8 protein-coding genes and 1 pseudogene are annotated in these 13,896 nt (G+C 38.7%); 3 read left to right on the forward strand and 6 right to left on the reverse strand.

The genetic code is table 11. The features are described 5' to 3' along the window. Nucleotides 1-2: 2 nt before the first annotated feature. From IPL24_07700 to IPL24_07710, 3 genes are all read right to left on the reverse strand, one after another. Nucleotides 3-311 carry a hypothetical protein gene (locus IPL24_07700; protein MBK8363565.1) on the reverse strand — a complete coding sequence of 103 codons (309 nt, stop codon included), beginning with the start codon at nucleotides 309-311 and terminating at the stop codon, nucleotides 3-5. A 203-nt stretch (nucleotides 312-514) separates the two neighbouring features. Then, entirely contained in the window at nucleotides 515-4,036 is a 3,522-nt protein-coding gene (locus IPL24_07705; protein MBK8363566.1) for a T9SS type A sorting domain-containing protein, read from the reverse strand. 153 nt (nucleotides 4,037-4,189) lie between these two features. Next, nucleotides 4,190-4,927 carry a rhomboid family intramembrane serine protease gene (locus tag IPL24_07710; protein ID MBK8363567.1) on the reverse strand — a complete coding sequence of 246 codons (738 nt, stop codon included), beginning with the start codon at nucleotides 4,925-4,927 and terminating at the stop codon, nucleotides 4,190-4,192. A 62-nt stretch (nucleotides 4,928-4,989) separates the two neighbouring features. Between IPL24_07710 and recG the strand changes: the two genes are divergently transcribed. Then, entirely contained in the window at nucleotides 4,990-7,095 is a 2,106-nt protein-coding gene (recG, locus tag IPL24_07715) for an ATP-dependent DNA helicase RecG (protein MBK8363568.1), read from the forward strand. Nucleotides 7,096-7,145: 50 nt separating this feature from the next. Continuing rightward, nucleotides 7,146-9,599, forward strand: a complete 2,454-nt coding sequence (locus tag IPL24_07720) for a phenylalanine--tRNA ligase subunit beta (protein ID MBK8363569.1) — start codon at nucleotides 7,146-7,148, stop codon at nucleotides 9,597-9,599. A 65-nt stretch (nucleotides 9,600-9,664) separates the two neighbouring features. On the opposite strand, the gene IPL24_07725 is transcribed toward IPL24_07720, so the two are convergent. Both IPL24_07725 and IPL24_07730 read right to left on the reverse strand, forming a co-directional pair. Further along, nucleotides 9,665-10,486: a hypothetical protein gene (locus IPL24_07725; GenBank protein MBK8363570.1), complete on the reverse strand. Its 822-nt coding sequence runs from the start codon at nucleotides 10,484-10,486 to the stop codon at nucleotides 9,665-9,667. Nucleotides 10,487-10,529: 43 nt separating this feature from the next. Beyond that, nucleotides 10,530-11,020, reverse strand: a pseudogene (locus IPL24_07730) (YajQ family cyclic di-GMP-binding protein). 83 nt (nucleotides 11,021-11,103) lie between these two features. On the opposite strand from IPL24_07730, the gene IPL24_07735 reads away from it, so the two are divergent. Beyond that, nucleotides 11,104-13,359 carry a VCBS repeat-containing protein gene (locus tag IPL24_07735; protein MBK8363571.1) on the forward strand — a complete coding sequence of 752 codons (2,256 nt, stop codon included), beginning with the start codon at nucleotides 11,104-11,106 and terminating at the stop codon, nucleotides 13,357-13,359. A gap of 5 nt (nucleotides 13,360-13,364) precedes the next feature. Here the strand turns inward: IPL24_07735 and msrB are convergent, their stop codons facing one another. Further along, nucleotides 13,365-13,838, reverse strand: a complete 474-nt coding sequence (gene msrB / locus IPL24_07740) for a peptide-methionine (R)-S-oxide reductase MsrB (protein MBK8363572.1) — start codon at nucleotides 13,836-13,838, stop codon at nucleotides 13,365-13,367. Between the last annotated feature and the right edge of the window lie 58 nt (nucleotides 13,839-13,896).

Here is a 13,896-nt window from a genome sequence, read left to right on the forward strand (position 1 = left end):
ACTTATTCACCTTTCTTCTCCTTTTCCAGCTTCACAATATCTCCTTTTGTAAAAAGAATCGCCTTTAATACCTTCCGCCATTCAGGCTTTTTGCGGAGGAGAAATTCCAGATCCATTCCGAAATGTTTGAATTCTTCCTGTTGTGCATTTTGCATAATGGCTTTTGCCTCCTTGTCTTTCTCTACGGAAATACGTTGTTCGTACCAGTCAATTGCTTCGGCTTCTTCTATCAGTGATAGCATCATTCTCGCAAAAGTTCTTGTCTGTTGTGAAAGTTCGTTGGGTGGTTCGTGGTATTGGTCGAAGGACATGTTTTTTGGTTTTTAATTTGTGAGAGTTGTGGATATTTATCGTTGTTCGAGATTTGTAAATGAAATCGATTCTTATAAAATACTTTTTGTATTTAACGGTAACTGTACAATATTTTGAAATTAAATGTACAAAAAAAAAGGGCCACCTTTTGGTAGCCCTTTTTTTTTCGCGATTCGAATTACGAAATTCGAATTACGAACATCTAGTGAACAATCACCTTACTAGTAGAAGTCTGCCCACCTGAAGTAATATTCAGGAAGTAGATTCCTTTTGCATAAGTCGTTACATCATAAGTACGTACTGCATCTGATGCATTATTCACTTTGTCTGTCATCAGGATCTGGCCTTGAATGTCAGTCAATGTAATAATTGCATTTACAGTTTTTCCTAAATTGATATTCAGTTTCGAAGCTGTCGGATTCGGATAGATCATCATTCCGCTTGCGATCTGATTGTCTGTTAAACCAACGATGATCGTTACTTCAACTGTATCTGAATTGATACAACCGTTTCCATCAATTACAGCAACAATGATCGTTCCTGTAGAATCAACTTCTATCGTTTGAGTTGTTTCACTTGTATTCCATAAGTACTGAACGAATCCTGCACCTGCATCAAGAATAAGTGAATCTGTTACTGTTGTATCGTTACCCAGATTAACATTAGGTAATGCATTGATAGTCGCAGTTACAGCAGCTCTCGGCTGAGTATTGCAGATGTTGCCATCCTGTGCATAGAAGATTGTAGTAGTAGAAAGGCTTGGAATAGAGTAGGTGTCGCCAATGAATAGTAAGTTGCCACCTGTTGGTGCATCGTACCATGCAATTGTGTTTGTTCCTGAAGCATTCAGAATTACACTTCCTTCGCCACAACGTGATGTTCCAACACCTGCAGGAGCAGCCGGAGCGATATTGATATCAACCGTACTTGTTGTTGTATCATTACCGGTATTCTGATCGCTTGCATATGATGTATATGCAGTAATTGTATATGTTCCACCTGTAACCGTGTTGATAGTTCCCATTGAAAGAACTATTGTATCACCCGGATTCATCGGACCTGCAATTGTATCAGTGAAATTAGCCGTTACAGTTCCTGTAATTGTAACATCAACAGGAATGTTTGAAGCAGCACTTGAACCAAGATTAGTTACAACAATTGAAACATCTGTTGTTGCGCTTGAGCAGTCCTGATCCAGTGGATTCACGATTGCAGTAACACCAGCATCAAATGGTAAAATCACTGCCAGACAAATTTCATCTGTAGCAGTACAACCAAACGAATTTGAAACTACTACAGAATAACATCCCGGAGTATTTACGTTAATTAATTGTGTTGTTGCACCATTTGACCAAAGGTAAGATGTAAATCCAATACCTGCATCAAAGTCAATGCTATCTCCATCTAAAATCGATGTGTCATTTCCTAATGTAATTACAGGAAGTGGATTGATAACAGCTTGTACAGAAGTACGAACTCCTTCACAGAATCCGTAAGCAGCAACATAAAATAATGTTGATGCATTTAATGTATCAGTAGTGTAAGATGCACCTGAAGCAAGATAAGTTCCGCCAACCGGAGCATCGAACCAGATCAGTGAATCGGCAGATGTTGCTGTAAGTGTTACGGCACCCGGGCCACAACGTGATATGTCCACTGCTACCGGTCCTACAGGAGGTACGCCAACAGTATACGATGCCGTTAATGTGTCATTCGCATGTACATCATCGACCCCTAACGAAGTATAACTCATCACATTCAAAGTACCACCTGCAGTAAGATCAACTGTTGCTGCATAGGTAATTGTATCTGATTCGCCCGGAAGTATAGGTGTTGTAATTGTAAACGTTAATGTATCATCAGCAACTCCGCTGAAGATAGTTGTTACAGCAAAATTGTTTTCCTGAAGAGCACCTGTATTGGTTACTACTACAGTAACCGGAGTAAGCGAGTCACCGCAAACACTGTCTACCGGACTTAACAAAGCCTGAACACCAACGTTACGTTGTGCTGCAGAATATTCATCGGCACCGATATCAGGAGCATTTGCGCTACGAAGTTCGCCGTCGATATCATCATTCACGTTGGCAAGTTTTTTACCAAGATCTTCCATTGCAATTGAAGTTGCATGCAGATCAGTTGGAGTAACGAAATTCGGATTTACCTGAACGGAATTGGAATCTCTCTCTGATGCAGAGATCCAGTCGTTCAATGTTGGAGTTACAACACCATCAAATACACCAACATTTGAACCTGTAACAAAAAGATTGTTGTGATTAGAAATAGTGATTCCATTCACAGCAGAATCAGAAACAACATAAGCATAACCCCCACCTGTATTGTTCAGGATGTTGTTACGAACTGTTTTTCCTGTTCCGTTTCCTCTTGCAAACAAAGCCGAGTATGTTGGATTCGCACCACGCATCACAATTGTGTTGTGCACGATGTCCTGATAATCTCCATTATTTATTGATAGTCCTGCTGAATCAGTACATAAAATGAAATTGTTCGACACAACTCCATGAATTCCTGCTAATCCTGTACAGTCTACCATGTAGATACCTGTTCCCGGAATGCTTGTCATTTTGTTTTTGGTGATGTGATGATTTCTCTGACTACGATCAAGATAAATACCTGCGTAAGCAATGTTGTTTGATGTTGTAGTAAATTGATTTCTGTTGATATTTACAACACCAATGTTACTTGCCTGGATTCCTTTTGAATATTGATTTTCGAAAATGTTATCTGAAATAACATTGTCAAGCTCAAGCTGAATAGTGTTGATACCATTCATGTAAACACCGATTGAACCATTCAGTAAATGGTTGTTCATGATCATCAATGAACTGTCATTCGTCGGAGATGAAGATCCTGAATAGATCAAAGCAGCAAGTGAGTTGTTAGTCGGATTAGTTGAACCTGACAATCTGCAATTTGAAACAGTGATGTGAGAGGCATTATTCATCAACTCAAGAACACGACCATACGACAGAATTCCTGAACGAGCAAGCGTGATCTTGTTAAATGTAATGTAATCAGCTCCGTCTAAGCGGATCAGATAATTTGTTGGATTCAAAGAATCAACTGAAGGGTAGGTTAAAACAACAGATGTACTGTCACCATTTTCAGACTGAAAAGTGATTCTGTTTGTAGAATCAGCTCCGATGATCTCGTTGATCACACTTTGCATCGTATCTGTTCCGGCTCTCATATTGAAAACTACCGGTCCGCAAACACCATAAGTGCTTAAAGCTGCAACGGCATCGTTGAATTCCGCAAAATCAGGAGTCGTACCGCCAATCGTGTAAGATCCATTCATTTGCACAACAACTGTAACCGCTGTTGAGTCATTGGAAGAATCAGCATCAGCACCACCGTTTGGAGAAGCTGTGCGGACATCCAGTGTATTCGTTCCGAAACCGAAGGCATAATTGCCGATAGTCACAGTGTCTGTTTCACCGGTAAACAGAAGTCCATTGTAATTAAATGGAGCCTGAGCAATTCCGTTCACTGTCCAGTTGACAAGTGCGGAGGTAATTCCTGCGGCACCATAGTTTTGAATTACTGCAGTAACAGGTTGTGTTCCCTGACAGGTTAGATTCGAAGGACTGACGATTGCAGAAACACCGGCATCGGTCTGGGCATTGGCCACAGTTCCGATTCCAATTGTCAACACCATCATGCAAGTCCTAAAGATCTGCAGAAGAGTAAATTGTTTTCTCATTGTTTGATTAAGGTTTATTTTGGATTTATTTAGTTGCTATTTTAGACTGTTACTAAAATACGAACTCTATAAAAAAATGTTCCCTCATTTTCAAACATTCTTAACACACTTCATTGTTAAAAAGTTATTCAATTTCATAGAGAAAAATAATGACTAGCCACCTTTGTTTTCAGTAGGTTCAGAAGGTTTTTCAACCAATGTATAGTTGATTTTTATTTCAGGAACAACCGGTTCTTCATTAACAAATTCAACTTCTGTTTCATTGGTAGTTGTCGGATTCAGCAATTCATTTTCCTCATCTATTTCCCATTGAGCTTTTGGTTTGACCGGGCCATCTGATCTATAGTAATAAGCAGTGAAAAGTCCGGCTACTGATCCGAATAAATGACTCTCCCAGGAAACAATTTGATTGATCGGAAAAATGCCCCAAACAAGGCTTCCGTATAAAAAAGTAACCAATAATGAGATTGCTGTTAATCGCGTATCTCTTCTGAAAATCCCACTGAAAAATAAAAAGCAAACAAAGCCATAAATGAGTCCGCTTGCACCAATGTGCCATTCAGGACGGGCAAACATCCAGACCCAAAATCCTGTCATCAGCCATATCGCTGCCATCACGCGGTAAGCAAGTTCTTTATAAAAATAGATCATGCCCGTACCGACAATCAGTAGTGGAGCAGTATTCGACAAAATGTGATCAAGATCACCATGAATGAATGGAGAAGTTATTATCCCAATTAATCCTTCTGTTGTTCTGGGTAGTATCCCTAAATTGATCAACCTGACTCCGCTAAGATGCGCGCCAAATTCAATTAACCAGATCAGAACTGTAAACAACAATGGAAATGCTGCTGATCTGATCAATTCATTTTTGCCCTTATTTTTTTCCATAAACAATTCACCGCTTTTAATGAACAACTGATTTAACCTAATTCATTACTTTCGCCTTGATTATGAATTACGATTTCTTTCATACCAAGATCGAATTTCTAAAAGGAGTCGGACCGATGAAAGCCGAAATCCTCAGGAAAGAACTCGGCATTTTTACGCAAGGAGACTTGCTGCATCATTTTCCGTTTCGATATGTCGACCGTACCAAGTTCTATACCGTTAAGGAAGCGAATGCCAATTTGCCGTATATTCAAATCAAAGGTACAATAACAAGCCTCATTGTCAGAGGTGAAAAACGGAGGAAATATCTTGCAGGCCGCTTTGAAGACAAAACCGGTTTTCTGGAACTGCGTTGGTTTCAAGGGATAAAGTGGATCACTGCCAATCTGAAATTGAATACCGAATATGTGCTTTTTGGAAAACCAACAGAATTTAATGGAGCGATCAATATAGTTCATCCTGAACTTGAACTCAGTGCAGAAGCGCAACAAACCATTTCTTCCGTTATGCAACCGGTTTACAGCACTACTGAAAAATTGAAACTGAAAGGTCTGGATAGTAAAGGTCTGTTGCGTCTCCAGAAAAATTTACACAGCATTTTACCAAAAGAACTTTCGGAAACGTTGCCGCAACATGTTTTGAATGAATACAAATTTTTTAACCGGCATCAAACTTACTCTGCTATACACTTTCCTGAATCAGTAGCACATCAGGAGAAAGCAGAAACAAGGATCAAATTTGAGGAACTATTCTTTCTTCAGATGCGGTTGTTGCATATGAAACTTCTGCGAACGGAAAAAATTCGTGGAGTTCGTTTCGATAAAGTCGGAGATTATTTCAATGAATTTTTTCATAATCATCTTCCTTTCGAATTAACCAATGCTCAGAAAAAAGTGATCAAAGAGATCCGCACAGATTGCGGCTCGGGCAAACAAATGAATCGATTGCTTCAGGGTGATGTTGGTTCGGGAAAAACAATGGTTGCACTCATGTGTATGCTGATTGCCATCGGAAATGGATATCAGGCTTGCATTATGGCGCCGACGGAAATTCTGGCAAATCAACATGCTGAATCAATTGCAGCTTTTTTGAAAAATATGAATCTGAATATTGCTTTGCTCACAGGTTCGACGCGGACTGCTGCAAGAAGAAAGATCCATGAGCAACTTGAAAACGGTGAGATCAATATTTTAGTTGGTACACATGCTTTGATCGAAGATAAAGTAAAATTCAAAAATTTAGGTTTTGTGGTTATCGATGAACAGCATCGTTTCGGTGTTGAACAACGTTCACGATTGTGGAAAAAAAATGAGATCGTTCCGCATGTACTGGTCATGACTGCAACTCCAATTCCGCGAACTCTTGCGATGACACTTTACGGTGATCTCGATGTTTCCGTGATCGATGAATTACCTCCGGGAAGAAAACCGATCAGGACAATTCATAAATATGATACAAATCGATTGCAAGTCTGGGCGTTTTTGAAAAAAGAAATTGCAGCAGGCAGACAAGTCTATATCGTATATCCTTTGATCGATGAATCGGAAAAGATCGATCTGAATAATCTGATGGCGGGCTTCGAATCTATTTGCAGAGATTTCCCTGCTCCGCAATATCATGTCAGCATTGTTCATGGTAGAATGAAACCGAAGGACAAAGATTTTGAAATGCAACGATTCGTCAAAGGTGAAACACAGATCATGGTTGCAACTACTGTGATCGAAGTAGGAGTGAATGTACCGAATGCGTCTGTAATGATCATTGAAAACGCCGAACGATTTGGTCTTTCACAATTACATCAGTTGCGCGGAAGAGTTGGAAGAGGAGCAGAGCAATCGTATTGTATCTTAATGACGAGTTCTAAACTCGGAAAAGATTCACGCCTGCGAATTGCAACAATGTGTGAAACAAACGATGGTTTTAAAATTGCAGAAACAGATCTCAAACTCCGTGGTCCGGGCGATGCTGAAGGTACACGACAAAGCGGTTTACTTGATTTGAAGTTAGCTGATCTTTCTCGGGATGCGGCTTTGGTGCAGCGTACTCGCGATATTGCTATTGAAATGCTAAAGAGGGATCCGAATCTCACCTCACCGGAAAATTCAGGAACCAGATTGCACTTGCAGGAACAAATCAGGAAGTCAGGAGAATGGGGAAGAATCTCTTGATAACGAATAACGAATTATTCACTAATATTGCGGCTGATTAGGCTTAAATTATGAAAATTTCGTACAATTGGTTAAAAGAATTCGTGAAAACGGATTTGACTGTGGATCAGGCTGCTGTCATGCTTACAGCAGGGGGACTGGAAGTAGAAAACGTAGAATCTTTTGAATCTGTCAAAGGTGGGTTGAAAGGACTTTTTGTGGGTCAGGTTCTGACTTGCGCAAAACATCCGAATGCTGATAAATTAAGTCTGACAACTGTGAATGTCGGTGGTGAAACACCTTTGCAAATTGTTTGCGGTGCGCCGAATGTTGCGGCCGGACAAAAAGTAATTGTTGCAGTTGTTGGAACTACTGTTCATCCGGTTACAGGTGAACCTTTTGAAATAAAGAAATCTAAAATCCGTGGTGAAGTTTCTGAAGGAATGATCTGCGCAGAAGATGAGATCGGATTAGGAACTTCTCATGCAGGAATTCTAATTTTGCCGGAAGATTCTGTTATAGGAACAAAGGCAAGCGATTTTTTCAAACTGGAAAATGATTCAGTTATCGAAATAGGACTTACTCCTAATCGTGCTGATGCTGCTTCGCACCTTGGTGTTGCAAGAGATCTTTCTGCATTGATCAATACAGAAAAATCTATTCAGACGAAGAAAATTGAAAAGGACTCTAAAGTTGAAATGCCTTCAGTTGATAATTTCACTGCAGGAAATGAGCGCATGATAGAAGTTGTCGTTGAAGACAGTTCTGCTTGTCCGCGATATACTGCAATTACTATCACAAATATTTCTGTAAGTCAATCACCGGAATGGTTGAAAAATCGTTTGTTGTCAATTGGTGTAAATCCAATTAATAACGTTGTCGATATCACAAATTATATTTTGCATGAAACCGGACAACCGTTACATGCATTTGATGCAGATAAAATTTCCGGAAAAAAAGTTGTTGTCCGTCAGGCGAAAGAAGGAGAGAAGTTTGTTACACTTGATAAAGTTGAACGGACATTGCATGAAGGAAATCTGATGATCTGCAACTCTGAAAAACCAATGTGTATTGCAGGTGTATTCGGAGGAATTGATTCTGGAATTACTGAATCAACAAAAACAGTTTTTCTGGAAAGCGCATACTTCGATGCAGCAAGTATTCGTAAAACAAGCAAGCAACACGGATTAAAAACAGATGCAAGTTTTCGCTTTGAACGCGGAACTGATTCCGAGATCACAATGTATGCAATGAAGCGTGCAGCTTTACTTTTGCAGGAGGTTTGCGGAGGAAAAATTGCTTCGCCGGTTATTGATATCTATCCTGAAAAGAAACCGGAAGTCGATTTCAATATTAAATATTCTTACATCGATCAGTTTTCCGGTGAAGTGATCGACAGAAATGTGATCTCAACAATTTTACTTTCACTTGGAATCAAGATCGTTTCTTCCGATTCTGAAAGTCTGAATCTGCAGATCCCGGCATTTAAAGTGGATGTGCTTCGTCCGGTTGATGTGATAGAAGAGATTCTCCGCGTCTATGGTTATGATAGAATTCCACTTCCGAAAAAACAAAGCATTTCTCTTCCTGCAATAGTTGAATTTGACAGAGAACAAATTCAGAACAAGATCGCAGATTATTTAGCGGCGCAGGGATTCAATGAAATCCTGACGAACTCGCTGACGAAACAAGATTATAATTTTGCTCCCGGCTGGAGTGAAGAGAAGTCTGTAAAGATTTTGAATCCGCTAAGTCAGGATTTAGGTGTTTTACGTCAGGATCTGTTAATGACCGGATTAGAAATACTTGAATACAACAGAAACCGGAAACAAGCCGATCAGAAGATGTTTGAATTCGGAAAAATTTATTCAAAAACTGAAAGCGGATATTCTGAATCTTATTGTTTGTCAATATTAGCCTGCGGAAAAAAGCAGGAAGTTTCCTGGCAAGGACCTGCAACAAATTCTGATTTCTTTTTTGTGAAATCAATTTTAGTAAATGTACTGTCTCTATGCGGAATTAAAGCATCGGAACTTACTATAAAAGAATCAGAACATCCTGCATTAAATTATGGACTTACATATTTTGCAGGAACAAAAGTACTTGCAGAAATTGGTGCAGTGAAAAATTCTATTTTGAAAAAATATGATCTGGCAGATGTTTTTTCATGTTCAGTCAATTGGGATCTCGTCATAAAGAAAGCAAAAAAGAAACCTGTTCAATATCAGGAAGTGTCAAAATTCCCTGCTGTAAAAAGAGATCTTTCAATGATGCTTGATGTGGCAATTCCATTCTCCAAAATAGAAGAGATCGCTTACAAGTCGGAAAGAAAACTATTGAAAGAAGTTTCTTTATTCGATCTGTATCAAGGCGAAAAAATAGAAGCCGGAAAAAAATCATTGGCCGTTTCTTTCATATTACTCGATGATCAACAAACACTCACAGATAAACAGATCGATAAAACGATGGAAAAGTTGATGGGTGCGTTTGAGAGTGAAGCCGGGGCGGTGATTAGGAGGTCGTAGTTTTTCATACAATAACCTTAGTTTTTCATACTATAATGCGGTTAGGTCAGTGCATTTCTTTTAGTCTAGAATACATAGCCCATCATCAACCCACCAGTCAAAATAATCGGCAGCTTTTTCCCAAAATATAAATGCGAATAACAATAACTGAAATCGTCGCCTTTAGCTTGATTTGAAGAATTTGCTCCGCGTGAATTCAATTGATATCCTACACCGGCACCGCCGAAGAAATCAAGACAGATTACATTGCCAAGAATGTACTGTCGTCCGAAATTAATGCTGGCATAGATATTTGAAAAATTGATTTTGTGACCTTCTTCAATTGATGTATATCGCGAAAAAGCGATTTCGGGTTTTATGTAGCTTCCTTTCATTGGGTGGATGTACTTCAATCCTTTCCGAATGGTATTTGTGTTTTTCAAAAAACGAAGACTGACTTTACCAATGAATCCTTCTGTTTTGTCAAGTGTCTTGTTGACCCGCCACCCAATGTAGCCGCCTTTGACCTCGAAGTTCATTCCGAGTCGCAATTTATGTTCGTATGCAACAGTAATGTGATTTAAGAGCGGGGCACAAATGTCAATTTTAACTGCCCGGAATCTGTCCTTGATCATTAGATCTTTTGAAACATCAAAAAGATTATAGACGATTGTTAGTGAAGATCCATTTTCATAAATGATCTGCTTTACCTGATTTTTTGGAATTTCCAGAACCTGTCCTGACTTCATTCCATGGTAGCGGAATTTTATTTTATCAAGAGTTATCTGCATGATCTTTACACGAAGTGTGTCGTTGTTTACTTTAACGATCTTATCCTGTGCAAATACACTTTTGGAAACAATGGTGAAAAAAATAAGAAGAGAGAAATATTTTAAAATTGTTTTCACATTAATGTGGGCTTGCGTTTTTTTGTTTCTTCAGTTGCAATTTTCAACTGCGAAAATTTTCAAATTGTAATGGCATTCCTACATCGGATTTTTCAAGTATGGAAATTAATTCCTGAAGATCATCAATTTTCTTTCCGGTAACGCGAACTTGTTCGTCCATTATAGATGCCTGCACTTTTTTTCGGTTTCCTTGATTATCTTAACGACTTTCTTTGCTGTTTCTTTATCTATTCCCTGCTTCAGATTAATATCCTTCTTCACCATATTGCCTGAAGCGTAAAGTTCTTTCCCGAAATCCAATACCTGCGCAGCTATTCCTTGTTTTATTACACGACCAATAATTATTCCTTCCACAGCTTTCATGCGCATATCGTTTTCTGTCAGTACATGAACCATCAAAGTTTTTTTGTCAAATTCAACCTTCGTCTTTGATTGATTGAAATCGTACCGCGTACTGATCTCCTTCACCGCCACATTAATGGCATTGTCGAATTTCTGGATGTCTATTTTACTTACTATGTCGAATGAGGGCATCTTTTTAACGAATAACGAATAACGAACCGCAATTTATGAAAATATTTTCCATTCGGAAATGGATGATTGACTATCTTTGGAATATGAGAAAATTTTTAATAGTCCTCTTGATCCTGACCAGTGCAATGCAGGTGAAAAGTCAATTCTTCAATCGGGTTGATACTATAAATGTCGTAGAAAATGGTACTCAGTTGCTGAATCCATGGTCAGGTGGCATCAATTTTCCCGCTGTCAATGAAGTTGATGTGAATGGAGATGGGAAAAAGGATATTTTTATTTACGATAAGTTCAATTCGAGAAATACAGTCTATTTGAATAATGGAAATACGAATTACAATCTGGCTTGGGATTATGCTCCCGAATACAATAACAAATTTCCGGAGATCAGACAATGGGTTTTGATGTACGACTACAATTGCGATGGCAGAGAAGATCTTTTTACACTTTCGCCGGTCGCACTCTCTGCAATGGCTGTTTATCGAAATGATTTTACAATTGCAACCGGCTTGCAATGGACATTGGTTGATGATTACCTCGATGAAAAATATCAGACCTTACGTCAGAATATTTTTGCCAGCGGTGTGTCTCAGCCGGGTTTAAGTGATATTGATGGCGATGGCGATATGGATATTATCGGTTACAACTCAATAGCAGATGCACGTTTTATCTTCCATAAGAATTATTCAATGGAACGTTATGGAAATTGTGATTCTCTCGACTTTGAATATGCTACCGGATGTTGGGGGAGTTTCGCTCTTCTTGTAGGCGGAGCAAATCAGGTTGGTTGTTTTCATTGTCCTTGCCGTGAAGGAAGAGTTGATACCACCTCTCATAAATTTGAGAAACCTGTATACGAACAAAGTGAAGCTGCTCCACAGGATGATACTGTCTCTGCAATGTTACTGATAGATATCGATGGCGATAATGATAAGGATATTCTCATTGGTGATGTTGCATCTTATAATTCTTTGCTTGTGATCAATGATGGTTCTAATGTTACAGCAGATATGGGTTCGCAAGACACGATCTTTCCTTCGTATGATGTGTCTGCTATCTTTGATGGATTTCATTATCATTCCTATATGGATATTGACAATGATGGTATCAAAGACTTACTAGTTGTTCCGAATTTCAATGAGAATCATGAAGGGATGTGGTTCTACCGTAACGATGGGACTACTGCGCATCCTGTTTTTGAATTTACTACAAAATCGTTTTTGCAGAAGGGTATGATAGAGGCTGGTGAAAATGCTGCTCCCGTTTTATATGATTATGATAATGATGGACTGCTTGATCTGATGTTGGGATTTGATGAATTTGTAAATGCTACCCTGTCTAATAAAACCGGAATCAGATATTACAGGAATACCGGAACAGCATCGTTACCGGCCTTTGAATTGATCGACTCTGATGTTGCTACAATCAGTCAGTACAATTTTGTTTCACCTGTATATCCGGCATTCGGCGACCTGGATGGTGATGGCGATAAGGATATGATCGTTGGAAACGAAGATGGAAGATTAGCGTATTTCATTAATAACGGTGGAGCCGGAAATGTATCTGATTTTTCTTTCGTAGCTTTTTACTATATGTCTATTGATGTAGGAAAATATTCTACTCCTCAGATCTATGATCTCAATAACGATGGATTAAATGATCTGATCATTGGTGAACAAAACGGATATATTAATTTGTATAAAAATATCGGATCAACTTCTTCAGCATTTTTTGATGCAGCACCGACTAACGATACACTTGGCTGCATCGAAATTCATAGACCGTCATTTGTCGATGGATATACCGTTCCGTTCTTTTATGATAGTCTGGGAAGTAAAAGACTCCTCGTTGCAAATGAAAATGGTCTGATATATAGTTATGATAGTATAGATGCAAATATCAGCGGATGTTTTCATTTGAAGGGTTTTGCTTTTGATAATTCTGAAAGTGACAGACTAAAATTTAATATTACAGTTAGTGGTGGAGATCTGAATGGAGATGGATTAACAGATCTTGTTATTGGTCAGTCGACCGGCGGTGTAGAAGTCCGGTATCAATCGAATTCAGGGATCGGTATTTCTGAACCGGTGAAAATAAAACCATCGTTTACATTATCGCCAAATCCTGCAAATGAAAAGTTAAATCTGCGTTTTTTCAATCTCGTTTCATTGCAAAATTCAGCGATCAAAATCTATGATATTGCAGGAAAGATCGTTTTTAAAAGTACAGTGAGGTCAATCGAATCGCAAATTGATATTTCCAGTCTGCACGATGGAATTTACATGATGCAATTAATTTCCGGTGAGAATTCTGTAAGTAGAAAATTTATTGTTTCACACTAAATTTATTATTTGCCGGCGACGAATTTCAACGCAACTGAATTCATGCAATATCTTAATCCTGTGGGCTCAGGTCCGTCGTTGAATACATGACCCAGATGCGCATTGCATTGCGCACATACAACTTCTGTACGTGCAATTCCCAGTGAATTATCGACATGTTCAATCACATACGCTTTTTTCAATGGCTGATAAAAACTTGGCCATCCTGTGCCTGATTCAAATTTAGTTGCTGAACTGAATAGAGGAAGATTGCAACAGATGCAGTAGTAAGTTCCGGTTTTGTGGTTGTCCCAGTAAGTTCCGGAATAAGCTCTTTCTGTTCCTGCTTCCCGTGTAACATTAAATTGTTCCGCAGTAAGTTGTTTTTTCCATTCTTCTTTCGACTTAACAACTTTTTTGATTTCAATTGTTCGGTCTTGTGCCTCAAGTGAAAATAGTTGTGCGCATAAACACAATAATATCAGAATTGAATTTTTCATGTAATTTATTTTTTATAATAAACGAAAGGAAACCGATTTCGGATTTATAAAAACGAAC

This window comes from Bacteroidota bacterium, from assembly GCA_016711505.1.
In the GTDB taxonomy this organism is placed as follows: Bacteria; Bacteroidota; Bacteroidia; order AKYH767-A; family 2013-40CM-41-45; genus JADKIH01.

Coding starts and splice junctions, on each gene's coding strand:
- IPL24_07710 (MBK8363567.1), bottom strand. CDS start 4,927: ATGGAAAAAAATAAGGGCAAAAATGAATTGATCAGATCAGCAGCATTT.
- IPL24_07735 (MBK8363571.1), top strand. CDS start 11,104: ATGAGAAAATTTTTAATAGTCCTCTTGATCCTGACCAGTGCAATGCAG.
- IPL24_07720 (MBK8363569.1), top strand. CDS start 7,146: ATGAAAATTTCGTACAATTGGTTAAAAGAATTCGTGAAAACGGATTTG.
- IPL24_07705 (MBK8363566.1), bottom strand. CDS start 4,036: ATGAGAAAACAATTTACTCTTCTGCAGATCTTTAGGACTTGCATGATG.
- msrB (MBK8363572.1), bottom strand. CDS start 13,838: ATGAAAAATTCAATTCTGATATTATTGTGTTTATGCGCACAACTATTT.
- recG (MBK8363568.1), top strand. CDS start 4,990: ATGAATTACGATTTCTTTCATACCAAGATCGAATTTCTAAAAGGAGTC.
- IPL24_07700 (MBK8363565.1), bottom strand. CDS start 311: ATGTCCTTCGACCAATACCACGAACCACCCAACGAACTTTCACAACAG.